The sequence below is a fragment of the Massilia phyllosphaerae genome (genome assembly GCF_034659755.1).
Lineage (GTDB): Bacteria > Pseudomonadota > Gammaproteobacteria > Burkholderiales > Burkholderiaceae_D > Telluria > Telluria phyllosphaerae.
Genome location: NZ_JAXSQX010000004.1, coordinates 320253 through 340074, shown reverse-complemented (window position 1 = coordinate 340074; position 19822 = coordinate 320253). Strand labels below are relative to the sequence as shown.

The 19822-nt window shown below is 66.5% G+C and carries 15 protein-coding genes; 10 read left to right on the top strand and 5 right to left on the bottom strand.

The window, feature by feature from the left end; all coding sequences use genetic code 11:
* Positions 1-112: 112 nt before the first annotated feature.
* The 6 genes from U1H99_RS17320 (at position 113) to U1H99_RS17295 (ending at position 9465) form a co-directional block, all read left to right on the top strand.
* Positions 113-1513, top strand: coding sequence for an NAD(P)-dependent oxidoreductase (locus U1H99_RS17320; RefSeq protein WP_323142962.1), 1401 nt, complete (start codon positions 113-115; stop codon positions 1511-1513).
* Complete coding sequence (gene preA, locus U1H99_RS17315; RefSeq protein ID WP_323143265.1) at positions 1513-2796, top strand: NAD-dependent dihydropyrimidine dehydrogenase subunit PreA; 1284 nt, start codon at positions 1513-1515, stop codon at positions 2794-2796. Before U1H99_RS17320 ends, preA begins: the two co-directional genes overlap by 1 nt.
* Before the next feature lie 192 nt (positions 2797-2988).
* Positions 2989-4488 carry an NCS1 family nucleobase:cation symporter-1 gene (locus U1H99_RS17310; protein WP_323142961.1) on the top strand — a complete coding sequence of 500 codons (1500 nt, stop codon included), beginning with the start codon at positions 2989-2991 and terminating at the stop codon, positions 4486-4488.
* Between the two features lie 33 nt (positions 4489-4521).
* Positions 4522-5985 carry a dihydropyrimidinase gene (gene hydA, locus U1H99_RS17305; RefSeq protein WP_323142960.1) on the top strand — a complete coding sequence of 488 codons (1464 nt, stop codon included), beginning with the start codon at positions 4522-4524 and terminating at the stop codon, positions 5983-5985.
* 131 nt (positions 5986-6116) lie between these two features.
* Positions 6117-7412, top strand: a complete 1296-nt coding sequence (locus tag U1H99_RS17300) for a Zn-dependent hydrolase (protein ID WP_323142959.1) — start codon at positions 6117-6119, stop codon at positions 7410-7412.
* Between the two features lie 37 nt (positions 7413-7449).
* Positions 7450-9465, top strand: coding sequence for an MHYT domain-containing protein (locus U1H99_RS17295; protein ID WP_323142958.1), 2016 nt, complete (start codon positions 7450-7452; stop codon positions 9463-9465).
* 1 nt (position 9466) lies between these two features.
* On the opposite strand, the gene U1H99_RS17290 is transcribed toward U1H99_RS17295, so the two are convergent.
* The 4 genes from U1H99_RS17290 to U1H99_RS17275 all read right to left on the bottom strand — a co-directional run bounded on the left by U1H99_RS17290 (position 9467) and on the right by U1H99_RS17275 (position 14743).
* Complete coding sequence (locus U1H99_RS17290) at positions 9467-10672, bottom strand: ammonium transporter (RefSeq protein ID WP_323142957.1); 1206 nt, start codon at positions 10670-10672, stop codon at positions 9467-9469.
* A 181-nt stretch (positions 10673-10853) separates the two neighbouring features.
* Positions 10854-11921 (bottom strand): oxidoreductase, encoded by a 1068-nt coding sequence (locus tag U1H99_RS17285; protein WP_323142956.1) that lies wholly within the window; start codon positions 11919-11921, stop codon positions 10854-10856.
* Between the two features lie 46 nt (positions 11922-11967).
* On the bottom strand, positions 11968-13713 hold the full coding sequence (locus U1H99_RS17280) for an allantoate amidohydrolase (RefSeq protein WP_323142955.1): 1746 nt from the start codon (positions 13711-13713) through the stop codon (positions 11968-11970).
* A gap of 91 nt (positions 13714-13804) precedes the next feature.
* Positions 13805-14743: a LysR family transcriptional regulator gene (locus U1H99_RS17275; protein ID WP_323142954.1), complete on the bottom strand. Its 939-nt coding sequence runs from the start codon at positions 14741-14743 to the stop codon at positions 13805-13807.
* Between the two features lie 134 nt (positions 14744-14877).
* Here U1H99_RS17275 and U1H99_RS17270 point away from each other — a divergent pair, with 134 nt between their 5' ends.
* Positions 14878-16122, top strand: coding sequence for a urate hydroxylase PuuD (locus U1H99_RS17270; protein WP_375341626.1), 1245 nt, complete (start codon positions 14878-14880; stop codon positions 16120-16122).
* A 6-nt stretch (positions 16123-16128) separates the two neighbouring features.
* Entirely contained in the window at positions 16129-17379 is a 1251-nt protein-coding gene (locus U1H99_RS17265) for an ArgE/DapE family deacylase (protein ID WP_323142952.1), read from the top strand.
* Here U1H99_RS17265 and U1H99_RS17260 read toward each other — a convergent pair.
* Positions 17364-18077, bottom strand: a complete 714-nt coding sequence (locus tag U1H99_RS17260; RefSeq protein ID WP_323142951.1) for a hypothetical protein — start codon at positions 18075-18077, stop codon at positions 17364-17366. The genes U1H99_RS17265 and U1H99_RS17260 overlap by 16 nt on opposite strands.
* Before the next feature lie 242 nt (positions 18078-18319).
* Between U1H99_RS17260 and U1H99_RS17255 the strand changes: the two genes are divergently transcribed.
* Together U1H99_RS17255 and U1H99_RS17250 are read left to right on the top strand one after the other, a co-directional pair.
* Positions 18320-18835 (top strand): DUF2726 domain-containing protein, encoded by a 516-nt coding sequence (locus U1H99_RS17255; protein ID WP_323142950.1) that lies wholly within the window; start codon positions 18320-18322, stop codon positions 18833-18835.
* Between the two features lie 134 nt (positions 18836-18969).
* Entirely contained in the window at positions 18970-19812 is an 843-nt protein-coding gene (locus tag U1H99_RS17250) for a PEP-CTERM sorting domain-containing protein (protein WP_323142949.1), read from the top strand.
* Positions 19813-19822 lie beyond the last annotated feature (10 nt).

Genomic DNA, 19822 nt, shown 5'->3' with positions numbered 1-19822 from the left:
TTAGCCGTAGGGTGGGCACCCTGTGCCCACGCAAACGTTTGCATGATGCCGGCTTCCGCGTAGGCACGGAGTGCCCACCCTACGAAGGTCGCAAAATATAGAAGGGATGCCCATGATCGAGTCATTGCAGCACCTCCCCCCAGCCACGGCCACCCACGCCGCCCTGGCCGACCGCTTCACCGACCTCGCCCCGCCGCTCACCGCGCGCCAGGCCGCCATCGAAAGCGCGCGCTGCCTGTACTGCTATGACGCACCCTGCACGCGCGCCTGCCCGACCGGCATCGACGTCGCCAGCTTCATCCGCAACATCCACGACCACAACGTGACCGGTGCCGCCATTGGCATCCTGAAGCAGAACATCTTCGGCGGCGCCTGTTCGCGCGTCTGTCCGACCGAGATCCTGTGCGAGGACGCCTGCGTGCGCAACAACGACGCCGAGGGTCAGCCCGTGAAAATCGGCCTGCTCCAGCGCCACGCCATCGACAACGCCCGCTTCGACAGCCATCCGTTCCAGCGCGCGCCGGGCACCGGCAAGACGGTGGCCGTGGTCGGCGCCGGTCCGGCCGGGCTGGCCTGTGCGCACCGGCTGGCGATGCTGGGCCACGACGTGGTCGTGTTCGAGACGCGCGAGAAATCCGGCGGCCTGAACGAGTACGGCATCGCCAAGTACAAGCTGCCGGGCGACTTCGCGCAGCGCGAGGTCGACTTTTTGCTGTCGATCGGCGGGATCGAGGTGCGCCACGGGCAGATCCTGGGCGTCAACCTGCACCTGCAGGACCTGCATACCCGCTACGACGCGGTCTTCCTCGGCATCGGCCTGGGCGCCAGCCGCCGGCTCGGACTGACCGGCGAGGATGCGCCCGGCCTGAGCGCCGCGGTCGACTATATATCCACCCTGCGCCAGGCGCAGGACCTGGCCGCGCTGCCGGTGCCGCGCCGCGCCATCGTCATCGGCGCCGGCAATACCGCGATCGACATGGCGGTGCAGCTGAAGCGCCTGGGCGCCGACGAGGTCACGCTGGTGTACCGGCGCGGCGTCGAGGCGATGAGCGCGACCGGCCACGAGATCGAGATCGCCAAGCAGAATTTCGTCCATATGCGCACCTGGGCGGCGCCGCTCGAGGTATTGCTGGACGCGTCCGGCAAAGTGCGCGGCATGCGCTTCGAGGAAACGAGGATGGAAGGCGGACGCCTGGCCGGGACCGGCGCCATCGTCGAGATCGCGGCCGATGCCGTGTTCAAGGCCATCGGGCAAACGATGGGCAAGAGCGGGGACGGCGGCAGCCTGGACGATCCGCTCGCACGCGAACTGGAACGTGACGCGGGCAGCGACAAGATCCACGTCGATTCCTTTTTCCGCACCGCGCTGCCGGGCGTGTATGCCGGCGGCGACTGCATCGCGCCGGGGCAGGACCTGACGGTGCAGGCGGTCCAGCACGGCAAGATGGCCGCGCTCGCCATCCATGGCGACATCCAGTCGATTTCATCCACTTCATTCGCAGCGGGGGCATGATGGCCGACCTGAGCATCGATTTTTGCGGCATCAAATCGCCGAATCCGTTCTGGCTGGCCTCGGCGCCGCCGACCGACAAGGCCTACAACGTGGTGCGCGCCTTCGAGGCCGGCTGGGGCGGCGTGGTGTGGAAGACGCTGGGCGAAGACCCGCCGGCGGTCAACGTTTCGTCGCGCTATTCCGCACTGCACGGCAAGAACCGCGACGTCATCGGCTTCAACAACATCGAGCTGATCACCGACCGCAGCCTGGAAATCAACCTGCGCGAGATCACGGCGGTGAAAAAGGCATGGCCGGACCGTGCCATGGTCGTGTCGATGATGCTGCCGTGCGAGGAAGCGCCGTGGCGCGACATCCTGCCGCTGGTGGAAGCCACCGGTGCCGACGGCATCGAACTGAACTTCGGCTGCCCGCACGGCATGCCCGAGCGCGGCATGGGCGCGGCCGTGGGCCAGCAGCCGGACCTGATCGAACTGGTCACGCGCTGGTGCAAGATGTACACCAGGCTGCCGGTGATCGTGAAGCTCACGCCCAACATCACCGACGTGCGCGCGCCGGCGCGGGCGGCGCTGGCCGGCGGGGCGGACGCGGTCTCGCTGATCAACACCATTAACTCGATCACCCACCTGGACCTGGACCGCATGGTCGCGTATCCGGTCGTCGGCGGCGCCAGTACCCACGGCGGCTACTGCGGCACGGCGGTCAAGCCGATCGCGCTCAACATGGTGGCCGAGATCGCGCGCGACCCGGTCACCGGCAAGCTGCCGATCTCGGGCATCGGCGGCATCGGCAACTGGCGCGACGCCGCCGAATTCATCGCGCTGGGCGCCGGATCGGTGCAGGTCTGCACCGCGGCGATGCTGCACGGCTTCCGTATCGTCGAGGAGATGAAAGACGGCCTGTCGCGCTGGATGGATGCGCAGGGCTATGCCGACATCGCCGCGTTCTCGCGCAAGGCCGTGCCGAACACGACCGACTGGAAATACCTGGACATGAATTACCAGGTGATCGCCCACATCGACCAGGATAAATGCATTCAGTGCGGCCGCTGCCACGTGGCCTGCGAAGACACCTCGCACCAGGCGGTGGCGCGATTGGTGGAGGGAAATGCACGGCGTTACGAGATCATCGACGCCGAATGCGTGGGTTGCAACTTGTGCGAAATCACCTGTCCGGTCGAGGGCTGCATCACCATGGTGCCGCAGCAAACCGGCAAGCCTTACATGAACTGGACACAGGATGCACGCAATCCGCGGGCGGAGGTTGCATTGGACGAAGTGTGAGCCGGACTGTGATCGACGGAGCTGGCATCAGTCTTGCTGGTTGAACGCGTGGAGTGAGGCCGACTAAATGTCGGGCGAACGAGCTGTCCACCCTACGCGCAACGCGTGCTTGGCGGTAGGGTGGACGGGTCTCCCGTCCACTCGTTCAACGATAATATGCATATCGCACCGTAACCGCTGGAGATTGCCCCGATGAACACCGACCCACTCGTCAACAAAGACCTCTGGAACGAAGACCTGGCCCCCACCAGCGTCGCCCAACGCACCTGGCGCTGGTATCACTTCGCCGCCCTGTGGGTCGGCATGGTGATCAGCATTCCCGCCTACATGCTGGCGGCCAGCCTGATCGAGGGCGGCATGTCGGCCTGGCAGGCGGTGTTCACCGTGTTCTTCGCCAACGTGATCGTGCTGCTGCCGATGCTGCTGATCGGGCATGCCGGCACCAAGTACGGCATCCCGTACGCGGTGCTGGCGCGCACTTCGTTCGGCACGCGCGGCGCGCGGCTGCCGGCGCTGATGCGTGCCATCGTCGCCTGCGGCTGGTACGGCATCCAGACCTGGTTCGGCGGCAGCATGATCTACACGCTGATTGGCGTGCTGATCGGTAGTACAGCGGGTAGCCCGTTCGGCGGCGCCAACCTGCCGGGGCTCGGCATCAATCCCGGCCAGCTGGGCTGCTTCCTGGCGTTCTGGGCGATCCAGTTCTATTTCATCGTGCACGGCATGGAATCGATCCGCAAGCTCGAGACCTATACGGCGCCGCTGAAGATCGCGATCTGCTTCCTGCTGCTGTGGTGGGTCTACGACAAGGTCGGCGGCTTCGGCCCGCTGCTGGCCCAGCCCTCGCAATTCGTCGAAGGCGGCCCGAAGGCCGGCCTGTTCTGGAGCGTGTTCTGGCCCTCGCTGACCGCGATGATCGGCTACTGGGCCACGCTGGCGCTGAACATCCCCGACTTCACCCGTTTTGCAAAGAGCCAGCGCGACCAGGTGATCGGCCAGTCGCTCGGCCTGCCGCTGCCGATGGCACTGCTGGCCGCGCTGGCCGTCACCGTGACCTCGGCCACCGTCGTCCTGTACGGCAAGGCGCTGTGGGACCCGGTCGACCTGTCCAGCCGCATGACCGGCATCGCCGTGCTGGTGGCGCTACTGGTCCTGCTGATCGACACCGCCAGCGTCAACCTGGCCGCCAACATGGTCGGCCCCGCCTACGACTTTTCGGCGCTGTCGCCCGAGCGTATTTCCTACCGCATGGGCGGCTACCTCACCGCCGGCATCGCGCTGGTCATGATGCCGTGGAAGATCCTCGAAAAGAGCGAGAACTACATCTTCATCTGGCTGACCGGCTACTCGGCGCTGCTGGGGCCGATCGCCGGCATCCTGATCGTCGATTACTACTTCATCCGCAAGACCGACATCGCGGTCGAGCACCTGTACCGCGACGACGGTATCTATGCATATCGCAATGGCTGGAACATGGCCGCCCTGGTCGCCTTCATCGCCGGCGTGCTGCCGAACATCCCCGGCTTCCTGAACGCGGCTTTCCCGGAGGCCTTCCCGAACGTCGGCGCCGGCTTCAAGACGATGTATACCTATGCCTGGTTCGTCGGCATCGCGATCGCCGCGGTGGTGTACGGCCTGATGATGAAGGGCAGGGCGGTACCGGCCATGCAGCCGGCCCGCTCGCTCGACTAGGAGCACGCTCCAAACCTTGTGAAGGAGAAATCCATGTCCGTGTTACTCCGTGGCGGTACCGTCGTCAACGCCGACCGCGCCTTCCGTGCCGACGTCCTGTGCGAGGGCGACAAGATCGTTGCCGTCGGCGAGAACCTCGAAGCGCCGCCGCATGCCACCGTCATCGACGCCGGCGGCCAGTACGTGATGCCGGGCGGGATCGACACCCACACCCACATGCAGCTGCCCTTCATGGGCACCGTCACCAGCGACGATTTCTACACCGGTACCGCGGCGGCGCTGGCCGGCGGCACCACGACGATCATGGACTTCGTCATCCCGAGTCCGCAACAGCCGCTGATGGAGGCGTTTCACACCTGGCGCGGCTGGGCCCGGAAGTCGGCGGCCGACTACACCTTCCACGTGGCCGTGACCTGGTGGGACGAATCGGTGCATGCCGACATGGGCACGCTGGTGCGCGAGCACGGCGTGAACAGCTTCAAGCACTTCATGGCCTATAAAAACGCGATCATGGCCGACGACGAGACGCTGGTGAACAGCTTCCGCCGCGCGCTCGAGCTGGGCGCGATACCGACCGTGCATGCCGAGAACGGCGAACTGGTGTACCAGCTGCAAAAGGAATTGCTGGCCAAGGGCATCACCGGGCCGGAAGCGCATCCGCTGTCGCGTCCGCCGGAAGTCGAGGCCGAGGCGGCCAACCGCGCAATCGCCATCGCCAATGTGCTCGGGACGCCGGTCTATATCGTGCACGTGTCCTGCGCCGAATCGCTGGACGCCATCGCCCGCGCCCGCGCCCGCGGCCAGCGCGTGTACGGCGAAGCGCTGGCCGGCCACCTGGTGATCGACGACAGCGTCTACGCTAGCGCCGACAAGGCCTATGCGCGCGCCCACGTGATGAGCCCGCCGTTCCGCTCCAGCCACCACCAGGCCGCGCTGTGGCAGGGCCTGCAGGGCGGCAACCTGCACACCACGGCGACCGACCACTGCACCTTCTGCGCCGAGCAGAAGGCGATGGGCGCCGACGACTTCACCCGCATCCCGAACGGCTGCGGCGGGGTCGAGGAGCGCATGGCGGTGGTCTGGGACGCCGGCGTCAACAGCGGCCGCCTGACTCCTTCCGAATTCGTGCGCGTGACCTCGACCAATGCGGCGCAGATCTTCAACATGTATCCGCGCAAGGGCACCGTGGCCGTCGGCGCGGATGCCGACCTCGTGGTGTGGGATCCGCTGGCGATGCGCACCTTGTCCGCCGCGACCCAGCATTCGAAGGGCGGGTTCAACGTGTTCGAGGGCCGCACCGTGCGCGGCGTGCCGACGCATACGCTGGCGGCCGGGAAGGTCGTGTATGCGGATGGGGACCTGCGGGCGGAGCAGGGGGCCGGGCGGTATGTGATGCGGCCGGCGTTTGGTGGGGCCGGTGCGACTGCAAGCGCCACTGCAAGCTCCCCAACAGCCGCAAGCGCAACCGCAACCGCGAATAGCGCCGCTACCCTCTGAACGTCGCCCCTGCGAAGGCAGGGGCCCAAGTTGCACGCGTGTCGACGGCTCATCGAACTTGGGTTCCCGCCTGCGCGGGAATGACGTAACGCATTTTCAGCATTGCGACTACGATAACTGAAGGGGAAACAATGAACGACCTCCGCATCAACGGCCCCCGCCTATGGACCTCCCTGATGGACCTCGCCCGGATCGGCGCCACCGACAAGGGCGGCGTCAAGCGCCTCGCCCTCACCGATCTCGACCGCCAGGGCCGCGACCTGGTGGTCCAGTGGGGACGCGACGCCGGTCTCGCCATCACCGTCGACAGGATCGGCAACGTCTTCATGCGCCGTGAAGGCAGCAACCCGGCGCTGGCCCCGGTGGTCACCGGCAGCCACATCGACACCCAGCCGACCGGCGGCAAGTTCGACGGCAACTACGGCGTGCTGGCCGGGCTGGAAGTGATCCGCACGCTGAACGATCACAATATACAAACCGAAGCCCCGATCGAAGTCGCCTTCTGGACCAACGAGGAAGGCTCGCGCTTCGTGCCGGTGATGATGGGCTCCGGCGTATTCTGCGGCGCCTTCAGCCTGGAGACCGCCTGCGCGGCGCGCGACACCGAAGGGAAGTCGGTCGGCGAGGAACTCGCGCGCATCGGCTATGCCGGCGAGCAGACCCCGGGCGAGCATCCGATCGGCGCCTATTTCGAAGCCCACATCGAGCAGGGGCCGGTGCTGGAAGATGCCGACAAGGTGATCGGCGTGGTGCCGGCGGTGATGGGCCTGTCGTGGTACGACTGCACGGTAAGCGGCATGGAAGCGCACGCCGGCCCGACCCCGATGGGGCTGCGCCGCGACGCGCTGCAGGTGGCCACGACCATCATGCAGGAGGTGGTGGCCATCGCCAACCGCTATCCGCCTTACGGGCGCGGCACGGTCGGCATGGTGCAGGTGTTCCCCAACAGCCGCAACGTGATTCCGGGCCAGGTCAAGTTCAGCATCGACCTGCGCAACGTGAATGACGCGCTGCTCAACACGATGCACGAGGAAATCACCGCCTTCATCGACAGGACCCGCCAGGATAGCGGCCTGTCGATCGACCTCGAGCGCGTGTCCTACTATCCGCCATGTCCGTTCCACCCGGATTGCGTGGACGCGGTGCGCGCCGCCACCGCCACGCTCGGCTATTCCAGCATGGACGTGGTCTCGGGCGCCGGGCACGATGCCATCTATGTCGCGCGGCTGGCCCCGGCCGGGATGATCTTCGTACCCTGCAAGGACGGCATCAGCCACAACGAGATCGAGGACGCCCAGCCCGGCCACCTGGAAGCCGGCTGCAATGTGCTGCTGCATGCGATGCTGGCGCGGGCAGGTGCACCGGCCGGCCCGGAAGATGGCGCGCGCACGATTGGACATCCCATACCGCACGCCGTTGTTGCATAATAGAAAAGGACCACTTTCGGTCTGACTTCGCGCGTGGATGATGCTGACCGGGCACTATGATATTTCCCTGGTCCTGGTCTCGATCTTCGTCGCGATCGTCGCCTCGTATTCCGCACTCAGCCTGGCCGGCCGCGTCGCTGAATCCAAAGGCCGCGCCAGGTATGCCTGGACCGTGGGCGGGGCGATTGCGATGGGGTCCGGGATCTGGGCCATGCACTTCGTCGGGATGCTGGCTTTCAGCCTGCCGATCCCGATTGCCTTCGACATCCCGATCACGGTGGTGTCGCTGCTGCTGCCGATCGCCGCCTCGGGCCTGGCGCTATGGCAGGTCGGCCGCGCCCGCCTCGGCCCCATCCGGCTCGCGCTCAGCGCGCTGTTGATGGGGGCCGGCATCAATGCGATGCACTATACCGGCATGGCGGCGATGCGCATGGCGCCCGGCATTGTCTACGACCCCTGGCTGTTTGCGCTGTCGGTGCTGATCGCCATCGGCGCCTCGGCGCTGGCATTGTGGATCGCGTTCCGCCTGCGCCGCAATACGCCCTGGGTCTGGCTGCCGCGCGTCGGCGCCGCCATCGTGATGGGCTTTGCCATCGTCGGCATGCACTATACCGGCATGGCTGCGGCCAATTTCCCCGAAGGGGCCGTGTGCATGGCCGCGCGCGACGGTGCGCACAGCGGCGGCCTCGCCTTGTTGGTCGTGATCGCCACTTTCGGCGTGCTGAGCCTGGCCCTGATGGCGTCCGTGTTCGACGCGCGCCTGGAAGCCAACGCGCGCATCATGGCGATGTCGCAGGCGACCGCCGCCGAGCGCGAGCAGCTGCTGGTGCGCGAGCGCGCCGCGCGCGACCAGGCCGAGCACCTGAGCGCAATGAAGGACGAATTCCTGGCCACGCTGTCGCACGAGCTGCGCACGCCGCTGAACGCCATCCTCGGCTGGGCCGGTATGCTCCAGCGCGGGGTCAGGGACGAGGCCACGCTGCGGCGCGGCCTGGACACGATCGAGCGCAATGCGCGCGCCCAGGGCCAGCTGATCGACGACCTGCTCGACATGAGCCGCATCGTCGCCGGTACCCTGCGCCTGGACGTGCAGCGGGTCGACCTGGCCAAGGTGATCGAGGCTGCACTCGGCACGGTGCAGCCGGCCATAGCGGCCAAGCACATCACGCTGCGCACCGAGCTGGCCGCCGAGGCGAGCGACATGTGCGTCGACGTGCTCGGCGACCCGGGCCGCCTGCAGCAGGTGCTGTGGAACCTGCTGTCGAACGCCGTCAAGTTCACGCCCGGCGGCGGCACGGTGCAGGTGGCGCTGGCGCGCGACGGCGGCGATGCACTGGTCCGCGTGAGCGATTCCGGCATCGGCATCGCGCCGGAATTCCTGCCGCACGTGTTCGACCGCTTCCGCCAGCAGGATGCCTCGATCACGCGCCGCCACGGCGGCCTCGGCCTCGGCCTGGCGATCGTCAGGCAATTGGTCGAGCTGCACGGCGGCACCATCGAGGCCGACAGTGCCGGTGAAAACGCCGGTACCACCTTCACGCTGCGCCTGCCGCTGGCGGCGCCGGCATCCGGCGCGCAGCCGGAGGCGGGGGAGCGTACCGGGGCCACTTCCGAGATGGAGGCGCTGGCCGACCTGTCCGGACTGAGCGTGCTGCTGGTCGACGATGCGCCGGACACGCTCGACGTGATCGAACAGATCCTGCAGCAATGCGGCGCCGCGACGCTGGCGGCCTCGAATGCCGCCATGGCGCTGGCCTTGCTGGACCGCCAGGGTGGGCAAAAGCATCCGGACGTGATCGTCAGCGACATCGGCATGCCCGACGTCGACGGCTTCGAGCTGATGCGGCGCATCCGGCACCGTCCGCACGACGCCGGCGGCGAGATTCCGGCAATCGCCCTGACCGCGCTGACGCGCCAGGACGACTACAACAAGGCGCTGCAGGCCGGCTTCGACGATTACCTGGCCAAGCCGGTCGATGCGGGCGCGCTGGTGGCGCGCATCGCCGACATGGCCGCGCGCCGGCGCACCGGGGCGGCCACGCGCAGCAGCTGATTTATTGGAAGGTCGTCTCGCGTTCCGGCGTGGCGCTGATCCGGTGGATCGCCAGGTCGGCGCCGTCGAATTCCTGCTCGGGATCCAGGCGCAGGCCGACCGTGGCCTTCAGGGCGCCGTACACCAGCCAGCTGCCCAGGCCCGCGATGGTGACGCCGAGCACGGTGCCGGCCAGCTGCGACAGCAGCGACACGCCGCCCAGCCCGCCCAGTGCATGGCTGCCGAAAATGCCGGCGGCGATGCCGCCCCAGGCGCCGCACAGGCCGTGCAGCGGCCACACGCCGAGCACGTCGTCGATCTTCCAGCGGTTCTGCGCCAGCGTGAAGGTGGTGACGAACAGGGCACCCGCCACCGCACCGGTGACCAGCGCACCCAGCGGGTGCATCAGGTCGGAGCCGGCGCACACCGCCACCAGGCCGGCCAGCGGACCGTTGTGGGTGAAGCCGGGGTCGTTGCGGCCTAGCAGGAAGGCGCTCAGGGTGCCGCCCACCAGCGCCATCAGCGAATTCACGGCGACCAGGCCGTTCATCTTGTCCAGCGTCTGCGCGCTCATCACGTTGAAGCCGAACCAGCCGACCATCAGGATCCACGCGCCCAGCGCCAGGAAGGGGATGTTCGACGGCGGGTGGGCGGCGATGCGGCCGTCCTTGGCATAGCGGCCGCGCCGGGCGCCGAGCAGCAGCACCGCGGGCAGGGCGGCCCAGCCGCCGACCGCATGCACCACCACCGAGCCGGCGAAATCGTGGAAGGGCGCGCCGAAAGTCGACGCCAGCCAGTCCTGGATGCCGAAGCGGTTGTTCCAGGCGATGCCCTCGAAGAAGGGATAGACCAGGCCGACCAGCAGCGCGGTGGCCGCCATTTGCGGATGGAACTTGGCGCGCTCGGCGATGCCGCCCGAGATGATGGCCGGGATCGCGGCGGCGAAGGTCAGCAGGAAGAAGAACTTCACCAGCGAATAGCCGTTGTTGGCGACCAGGGTGTCGGTGGCGCCGAAGAAGTGCACGCCGTAGGCGATGCCGTAGCCGACGAAGAAGTAGGCGACCGTCGACACCGCGAAGTCGATCAGGATCTTGACCAGGGCGTTCACCTGGTTCTTGCGGCGCACCGTCCCCAATTCCAGAAAGGCAAAGCCGGCGTGCATCGCCAGGATCATGATCCCGCCGAGCAGGATGAACAGCGCGTCGGCGCCGCTTTTGTAAGCTTCCATGCAGTACTGTTCCTAAAAAAGTGCAGGCGAAATGCGTAAGCACTTTTTAGTAGCAATAACCGTTCCATTTTGGTGAGCGATGCACCTCGTGCGGGCGCTTCGAAACATGCGCCCGATTTTCGTGCACGAGCACCGTCGTGGTGCGCCGGTGCGCCAGATTGGATGAGTCGGCTTGTCTTTCTTATATCGGACGTTCGCCCAGATCGATCTCGCGCCTTTCCTCATGGCTGCGCCGGCCGGCTTCCAGCAACTGCATGACCGCGATCGCGTCGGCCAGCGGGATAGGATTCGGTGCGCCGGTCAGGATGGCGTCGCGCACGCCGCGGTAGTATGCCTGGTAGGCGCCATTCTCGGTGGCGATCGGGGTTGCCGTCACCGTGCCCTTATCTTCCAGCGACAACATGCCCATATCCGGATCGATGCCCCAGGCATCGTCGTCGCCGTCCGGCATGCGGCCCGTCTTCAGCGTGGCTTCCTGCGGATCCAGGTGCTGCTTGACGTAGCTGCCGCGCGTGCCGTACAGCGCCACGCGCGGACGCGGTGCGGCCGTCAGCATGCTGGCGGCGACGTCCACGCGCAGGCCGTCGGCATAGCGCAGGCGCGCCTGGACACAGTCGTCGGCCTGGGTGCCCGGCCGCAGCGCCGCCAGGTCGGCCTGGATCGCCAGCGGCCAGCCGAAGTAATGCAGCGCCTCGTGCAGCATGTGCGGTCCGAGGTCCAGCCAGGTGCCGCCGCCCGCGGCCGCGGCTTCCTTCCAGCGCGGCTGCGGCTGCGGACGGAAGCGGTCGAAATGGATGGCGGCGTGGCGGATGGTGCCGAGCGTGCCGGCGGCCAGCACCTTCGCCGCGGTGCGCGTGCTGCTGTCCCAGCGGCGGTTGTGGAACACGCTCAGCAGCAGGCCGCGTTCCTGCGCCATCGCGGCCAGGCGCAGTGCCTCGTCGACCGTCGCCGTGAACGGCTTGTCGACCACCACGTGCTTGCCGGCCTCCAGGGCCAGCGCGGCCAGTTCGAAGTGGGTGTCGTTGGGACTGGCGACGACCACCAGGTCGACCAGGTCGCTGGTAGCCAGCGCACGCGGGTCGGCCAGCACCGCGACCGCGTCGCCCAGTGCGGCGTGCACCTTGTCCGGGCCGCTGCTGGCCACGGCCGTGATCTGCAGGCCGGGTGTGGCGCGCACCAGTGGCGCATGGAAAGTCTGGCCGGCCATGCCGAAACCGATGAGGCCTACCCGTAGCGTCTTGTCTTGCATGTTCCCTCCGTGTTTGACGATCGGGAGAGTGTAGCGTAGGGCGGCGTCAGCGGTACTTGCGCAGGAAGTCGAGCAGCACGCGGGCGGCGATGTCGGCGTCGTCCGCCGTCATGGTTTCGAGCGGATTGTGGCTGATGCCGCCGTTGCCGCAGCGCGTGAACAGCATCGCGACCTCGGTCACGGCGGCCATCGCCATGGCGTCGTGGCCGGCGCCGGACAGCAGGTCGAAGCGCGGCAGGCCGGCGCGCTGCACGGCCTCGCCCAGCTGGTCCATCAAGCGCGGCGCGCACGGCGCGGCCGGCGCTTCCAGCAGCTTTTCCACTTTCAGGCCGATGCGGCGGCGCGCGCACACCGCTTCGATGCCGTCGAAGACGTCACGCACCGCCGCCAGGCGTTCCTCGTCGCTGGCGGCGCGGATGTCGAGCGACAGCCGGCAGCGGCCCGGGATCACGTTGACGGAACCGTCCGGCACCGCCAGCTGGCCGACGGTGCCGACCAGCGCGCCGGCGCCGCTGCAGCGTCGTTCCACCAGCAGCACGACCTCGGCCGCGGCCGCGGCGGCATCGCGCCGCATCGACATCGGCGTGGTGCCGGCGTGGCTGGCCAGGCCCTCCAGCTCGAGCAGGTAGCGCGAGCTGCCGGCGATCGCCGTCACCACGCCCAGCGGCAAGCCTTTTTCGAGCAGCACCGGCCCCTGTTCGATGTGGACTTCGACGTAGCCGAGCAGGGTGGACGGATCGCGCGCGATGGCGGGGATGGTCGATGGGTCGTGACCCGCCTGCTCCAGCGCCGTGCGCATGCTGGTGCCGCCGGCATCGAGCGTGTCGAGCAGCGCCAGGTCGAAGCGGCCGGCCACCGCGTTACTGCCCAGGAAAGTGGAGCGGAAGCGCACACCTTCTTCCTCGGCAAAGGCGATCAGTTCGAGGTGGTAGGGCAGGCGCTCGGCGCGCGTGTGCAGCTGCTTGACGATGGCCAGCGGTAGCAGGATGCCGAGGCGGCCGTCGTACTTGCCGCCGTTGCGTACGGTGTCGTAGTGGGAGCCGGTGATCAGCGTTTTGGCATCGGGATCGTCCGCCGTGTAGCGCCCGACCACGTTGCCGACCGCGTCGATGTTGACCTCCATGCCGGCGTCGCGCATCCAGTCGGCCAGCCGCGCGGCGCTGCGCTGGTGGGCTGGCGTCATGTAGGCGCAGGTGAGGCCGTCCTCGTCGTCGCTGATGCCCCCCAGCTCTTCGGCCCATGCCATGATCGCGGGACCGAATGCGAGTTCGGCCCCGAGCAGGCCGTTCAGGCGGATCTCGGCGATGCGGTGCACCTGGCGCAGCGCTTCCGCCATCTCGTCCGGCAGCCCGTTGCCCAGGCGCCGGCGGAAGGTGGCGATGATGGCCTGGCGCGTCAGGCCCTGGCCGGTGGGACCCTTGACCGCCAGGATGAAGGGAAAGCCGAAGCGGGCGTTGTAGGCGGCGTTCAGCTGGTGCAGCGCCGCGTACTCGTCCGGGCTGCAGCGGTCCAGGCCCGAGGCGGCCTGCTCGCCGGTCGATTCCGCGGTGAGTTCGCCCGCGATCGCGGCCTTGCCCGCCAGTTCGGGGTGGGCGCGCAGCAGCGATAGCTGCTCGTCCTCGCTGGCCAGGACCACCGCGTCCTGCAGCGCCAGCTTGAGCGCGGCCAGGCTGGCGAACGGACGCCCGGCGGCGGCGCGTTCGGGAATCCAGGGCGAGTGTTCGTAAATGCCGTGCAGTTGTGCCACGAAGGCGGCGGTGTCGAGGCGGTTGAGATCCGAAAGAGTCGTCATGATGGAGGTTCCGATAGCAGCATCCGATGATAGCCGGACCACGTTGTCTATTTATATGGCGCCGATGATGCCGGCCATATCGCGCGCCGCATCATGCCTTGACCAAGGCCCGGGCGGCGGCCGTCACCTGGTCGCGCAGCCACTTGTGCTCGGGCGACTGGTGCATCCGCTGGTGCCACAGCTGGTAAAAGCGCATCGGCGGGAATTTGATCGGCACCGTGAAATTCTTCAGCGGCAGCGTCTTCTCATAGAAGCGGATGAACTGGCGCCCGGTGGTCAGCACCAGGTCGGTCTGGGTCAGCATGTATGGAATCAGCCCGAAGTAGGGCGACTCCACGGCCACCTTGCGCTGCAGGCCCTCGCGTTCGAGGAAGGCGTCGACCACGCCGTAGTAGCCGGGCAGCATGGCGGACGGCGCCACGTGTGGCAGGCTGAGGTAATCCTCGAGCGTCATCGCATCGCTCGCGGTGCGGCGCGCATAGGCGCTGTCGGCGCGCATGGTGCAGATGATCGGGTCTTCGAACAGCTTCGAGATGTGCAGGTGCGCCGGCGGCTCTTCCCAGTTGGCGATGACGAGGTCGATTTCGCCGTCGGACAGCATGCGCAGGTAGTCGGTGCCCGGTCCCAGGTGGTGCAGGGTCACGCGGCTGTTGGGCGAGCCGCGCCGCAGCGCCGCCACCACGCCCGGCAGGAACTGGGTGTCGAGATAGTCCGGCGCCGCGATGCGGAAGGTGCGCGCCGCTTCCTCGGGCATGAAGGGCGACTTCTTGATGAACAGGCTCTCGGTCTCGTCGAGGATGCGCTTGGCCGGCTTGAGCAGGCTTTCGCCGTGCTGGGTCGGCACCATGCCGCGCGCGCCGCGCACCAGCAGCGGATCGCCCGTCAGTTCGCGCAGCTTGCGCAGCGACGCCGAGATCGAGGGCTGCGGCTGGTTCAGCTTGAGCGCCACGCGCGAGACGTTTTTTTCGACCAGCAGCAGGTAGAGGATGCGGATCAGGTGCAGGTCGAGATGCTGGGGCAGGCTGGACATCGATTCAGTCGAGTAAGCGGGTCTATGCGGCAGGTATATGCGTGTGCGTATGTTGAATATACGGTATTTTTCATGTTGAATAAATGGAAAGCGGATTATCTTGTTGTAACTTGCCTGTTGTTACTCGTTTAGGGATGCTCATGGATTACCTGCTGCCGTATGGCCTCGAATGGATGAACCTGCTGGTGCGATGGCTGCACATCATCACCGGCATCGCCTGGATCGGCGCCTCCTTCTACTTCGTCTGGCTGGATAACTCATTGCGTCCGCCGGCGCCGGGCGGCGAGCTGGCCCGCAAGGGCGTGGCCGGGGAGCTATGGGCGGTGCACGGCGGCGGCTTCTACAACCCGCAAAAATACATGGTTGCCCCGGCCGAACTGCCGGCCGAGCTGCACTGGTTCAAGTGGGAAGCGTATTCGACCTGGCTGTCGGGCTTTGCGCTGCTGACCATCGTCTACTACTTCAACGCGCAGGCGATGATGGTCGACCGCAGCGTCGCCGACCTCTCCAGCTGGCAGGCGATCGGCATCGGGCTGGGCAGCCTGGTGGTGGCCTGGGTGTTCTACGACCTGCTGTGCCGCTCCAAGTTGGGCAAGCACGACCTGGCCTTCGGCGCCGTGATCTTCGCCTTCCTGGTCGGCGCCACCTGGGTGCTGACCCATTTCCTCAGCGGCCGTGCGGCCTACATCCATGTCGGCGCCATGATCGGCACCATCATGGTGGCCAACGTGGCGATGGTGATCATTCCCGGCCAGCGCAAGATGGTGAACGCGATGCGCGCCGGCCAGAAGCCGGATCCGGTCTACGGCATCCGCGGCAAGCAGCGCAGCGTCCACAACAATTACTTCACGCTGCCGGTGCTGTTCATCATGATCAGCAACCACTTCGCGATGACCTACCACCATGCGCACGCATGGGCCGTGCTGGGCATGATCATGCTGGCCGGCGTCTTCATCCGCCACTTCTTCAACCTGCGCCACAAGGGCCGCATCGAGTGGAAGTATCCTGCCATCGGCGTGCTGCTGCTGGCGGCGGTGGCGATCGCGATTGCGCCGCGACCGGCGGCGGTATCGGCACCGGCATCGGCCCAGCCGGGTGCCGCAAGTGCCGGTGCCGGCGCCCAGTTTGCGCAGGTGCAGGGCATCATCGCCCAGCGCTGCGTATCCTGCCATGCGGCGCATCCGACCCAGCCCGGCTTCGCGGCGGCGCCGGCCGGCGTCGCGCTCGACAACGCGCAGGGCATCAGCCAGAACGCGGCGCGCATCTACCAGCAGGCGGTGCAGCTGAAGGCGATGCCGCTGGCGAACATGACCAACATGACGGACGCCGAACGGGCCCAGGTCGCAGCCTGGTTCGAGGGCGGCGCCAAGACGAACTAAGACAACATGGAACAGACACGGGAACAGCTGCTGGCGTGGATCGACGCCCATTTCGACGAACAGGTCGCCTTCTTGCAGGACATGATCCGCATTCCGACCGATACCCCGCCCGGCAACAACGCGCCGCATGCGGACATGGTGGCGGACAAGCTTGCAGCCTACGGCTGGCAGGCGGAGAAGCACGCGGTGCCGGTCGAGCGCGTGCGCGACTACGGCATGGAAAGCATCACCAACCTGATCGTGCGCCGGCCCTACGCCGCAGGCGGACCGACGCTGGCCCTGAACGCCCACGGCGACGTGGTGCCGCCGGGCGAGGGCTGGAGCAAGCCGCCGTACGGCGGCGTGGTCGAGGATGGCATCATCTATGGGCGCGCGGCGGCGGTGTCGAAGAGCGACTTCGCCACCTACATCTTCGCCGCGCGCGCGCTGGAGGCACTCGGCGTACCCCTCAAAGGCGCGCTCGAACTGCACTTCACCTACGACGAGGAATTCGGCGGCCTGCTCGGGCCGGGCTACCTGCTGGAGCAGGACCTGACGCAGCCCGACTTCGTGATCGCCGCCGGCTTCGCCTACGACATCGTCACCGCCCATAACGCCTGCCTGCAGCTGGAAATCACCGTGCACGGCAAGGCCGGCCACGGCGCGATGCCCGAGACCGCGGTCGACGCGCTGCAGGCCGCCACCCGCATCCTCAACGCGATCTACGGCCAGCTGCCCGAACTCAAGAAGATCAAGTCGACCGTGCCCGGCATCGATTCGCCGACCATGCTGGTGGGCCGCATCGACGGCGGCACCAACACCAACGTCGTCCCCGGCAAGGTGGTGATGAAAATGGACCGGCGCATGATTCCGGAAGAGGATCCGGTGGCGGTGGAAGCCGGCGTGCGCACTCTGATCGAAGACGCGGTGCGCGGCCTGCCCGGCATCCGCCTGGACATCAAGCGGCTGCTGCTGTCCCAGGCGCTGCGGCCCTTGCCGGGGTCGGACCGGCTGGTGGAAAGCCTGCAGCGCAACGGCATGGACGTGATGGGCGAGGCACCGCAGGCCAAGGGCACCCCGCTGTATGCCGATGCGCGCCTGTACGGCGAGCGCGGCATCCCGGCGGTGCTGTACGGCGCCGGGCCGCGCACGGTGCCGGAATCGAACGCGAAGAAGGCGGACGAGAAGCTGGCGCTGGAAGATTTGCGCAAGGCGACCAAGGTGGTGGCCTTGACCCTGCTGGATTTCCTGGGCAGCGCGCCTCAGACCAGCGCATAACGCGCGCGATAGGGCTGGAAACCGACGCGGCGCTTGAAGTCGCGCAGGCCCGGTTTCGCCCCGAGGTAGGTGTCGTACATGAAGTAATCGAAGTCGCCTTCCTCGATCAGGCGGCACACGATCGTCGACAGCAGCAGGTACATGATGCCGTCCTGGTTCTTGTAGCCCATCAGCTCGTCGGTCGCGACGAAGTTGCCGTAGCGGCCCATGCTGCAATAGGCCACCAGCTTGCCGGTGGCATCGAACACGCCGTGGCATTCGAAGTGGGGCGGGTCGTCGTAGCCGGTCTTGATGGCCACGACGCTGTCGTCCATCGGCCGTCCCTGGCGTTCGCCGCTCGAGGTGTGAATCGCGTGGATCGCGTCGATATGCGCGTTGCGGTCGATGCGCCGCAGCGTGTAGCCGCGCGCCGTCGCCTTCTTGCTTTGCGGTCCGGCGTGGCCGCTGCGCTGGACCGTCGCCAGGTAGGCGGACGGCTGGCCCTTGAAGGCCTTCAGGTCGATCAGGGCGACGCCCATGGTCTTGTTGCCGATGACCTTGTAGCGCGCATGGCGCTGCGTGAACAGCGCATGCGCGCGGCGGATGCCGTCGGGATTGCGCTGCAGTTCGAAGCGCAGCTGGGCAACCGGCAGGCGCGCGAGTTCCCGTACCAGCCGGGCGCCGTTCGCCAGTGTCGAAAACAGCGCGGGCATCGCCATGGTGAACCTCGTTCGCGTCGTGAAAGGGGGAGGGCGCCGGAGATCGAGACCGGGCAGCCTGACGATAACGCCGGTCACCGCAGAGAGCGTTGACGAGGCCTAAAGATGCGGCTTCGCGTTAGCACGAACGAGCCGGCCGGTGTCGACAACAGCGCCATTGTTTCGCTGGACTGGAAAATCTGTGACAAAGCGAGGATTTTGCCGCCCTCATTGATTGCTATTCTCCTGCCTCCATAAAACAGATGAGAAAAGACATCAGCATGACGCTTCTCCTTGCCGCCCTATTTGTCGCCCTGGTCCTGATCGCACTGACGCTTGCCCGCGCCAAGACAAGCGACCGCGCCGGAACCTACCGACAACACGCACTCATGACCGACAACGAGCTCGAATTCTTCGGCAGGCTGGTGGCGGCGCTGCCGGAGCATTACATCTTCCCGCAAGTTGCCATGTCGGCATTGCTGGAACCGTCGAGCAGCGACAAGAAAGTGGCGCACAGCGACCGCCTGCGCATTGCGCAGCAGCGTATCGACTACGTCGTGTGTAACAAGCGCTGCGAGGTGGTCGCCGTCGTCGAATTGGATGACCGGACCCATTCCCGGGCAAAGGACAAGGTGCGCGATGAACGGCTCGCAGGGGCCGGCATCAGGACCGTACGTTTTCAGGCGCGGCAAAAGCCGGCGGCCGATGCCATCCGGGCCGCCGTTTTGCCTGCAGCAGCCCCGGCCTCAGCGCCGGCAACGGCAATGCCGGTGGTTTGAACGATAAGTTCAACGACAGATTGAATAAATTTCCATACGGTAATATTGGTAGTCGCTAATTAACTACAATTTATTTGAGTAATTTATTTGTGCTGGTACAATGGATTTATTGCAATAATTAGTGCCATGTATTAATGCACTCCAAGCTTGATGATGCATACCGTCGAGCTTCCGGCGGTCCGGACCGGACCGATACTCAATCCGCTGTATGTCTTGAAAGAGCCTGTTCAATGTCCGTCAAACCTATCCTCCTGTCCCTGATCACCCTTGCCGCGCTCAGCGCGAACGTTGCAAATGCGAACCTGATTACCAATGGCGGCTTTGAAACCGTGACCAATGGTACTAACAAGCAGCTGACAGCAGGCAGCAGCACCACGCTGACTTATCGCACCACCCTGACGGGCTGGAACAGTGCGCCGAGCAACACCGGCGACGGCGGTTATAACTTCGTTCTGAGTAACCCGATTGCAGGTACTTCCACCTCGGTCAAGCAATTGAAGAATTACACTGCATCGGCCAATGGCGGCAATGTGTTCGCTTCCGATGCTCAATATGGTCCCGGCCTGCTGTCGCAGACCATCAACGATTTGTCGGTGGGTACGTCCTACCTGCTGACCTTCGACTATGCGGTGGGCCAGCAGGCCGGTTTCGGCGGCGCCAACCTGGACAACTACTGGCAGGTGAGCTTCGGCAATACCACGCTGAATACCGCGTCCCTGACGATCGCGGATAGCGAGTTCAGCGGCTGGAAAACCGCGAGCATGGCGTTCACGGCCACGAGCGCCAGCCAAATGCTGAGCTTCCTGGCGAAGGGCGGCAGCGCCGGCGCACCGCCGTTCCTGCTGCTGGATGGCGTGTCGATGAATGCCAATGCCAATACCAGTGCCGTGCCCGAGCCATCGACCATCAGCCTGCTGCTGGGCGGCATTGGCCTGGCCGGCTTCATGGCACGCCGCCGTCGCAACAACAAGTCCTGAACCTGCGTGG

Coding starts and splice junctions, on each gene's coding strand:
- U1H99_RS17320 (WP_323142962.1), top strand. CDS start 113: ATGATCGAGTCATTGCAGCACCTCCCCCCAGCCACGGCCACCCACGCC.
- preA (WP_323143265.1), top strand. CDS start 1,513: ATGGCCGACCTGAGCATCGATTTTTGCGGCATCAAATCGCCGAATCCG.
- U1H99_RS17310 (WP_323142961.1), top strand. CDS start 2,989: ATGAACACCGACCCACTCGTCAACAAAGACCTCTGGAACGAAGACCTG.
- hydA (WP_323142960.1), top strand. CDS start 4,522: ATGTCCGTGTTACTCCGTGGCGGTACCGTCGTCAACGCCGACCGCGCC.
- U1H99_RS17300 (WP_323142959.1), top strand. CDS start 6,117: ATGAACGACCTCCGCATCAACGGCCCCCGCCTATGGACCTCCCTGATG.
- U1H99_RS17295 (WP_323142958.1), top strand. CDS start 7,450: ATGATGCTGACCGGGCACTATGATATTTCCCTGGTCCTGGTCTCGATC.
- U1H99_RS17290 (WP_323142957.1), bottom strand. CDS start 10,672: ATGGAAGCTTACAAAAGCGGCGCCGACGCGCTGTTCATCCTGCTCGGC.
- U1H99_RS17285 (WP_323142956.1), bottom strand. CDS start 11,921: ATGCAAGACAAGACGCTACGGGTAGGCCTCATCGGTTTCGGCATGGCC.
- U1H99_RS17280 (WP_323142955.1), bottom strand. CDS start 13,713: ATGACGACTCTTTCGGATCTCAACCGCCTCGACACCGCCGCCTTCGTG.
- U1H99_RS17275 (WP_323142954.1), bottom strand. CDS start 14,743: ATGTCCAGCCTGCCCCAGCATCTCGACCTGCACCTGATCCGCATCCTC.
- U1H99_RS17270 (WP_375341626.1), top strand. CDS start 14,878: ATGCTCATGGATTACCTGCTGCCGTATGGCCTCGAATGGATGAACCTG.
- U1H99_RS17265 (WP_323142952.1), top strand. CDS start 16,129: ATGGAACAGACACGGGAACAGCTGCTGGCGTGGATCGACGCCCATTTC.
- U1H99_RS17260 (WP_323142951.1), bottom strand. CDS start 18,077: ATGGCGATGCCCGCGCTGTTTTCGACACTGGCGAACGGCGCCCGGCTG.
- U1H99_RS17255 (WP_323142950.1), top strand. CDS start 18,320: ATGAGAAAAGACATCAGCATGACGCTTCTCCTTGCCGCCCTATTTGTC.
- U1H99_RS17250 (WP_323142949.1), top strand. CDS start 18,970: ATGCACTCCAAGCTTGATGATGCATACCGTCGAGCTTCCGGCGGTCCG.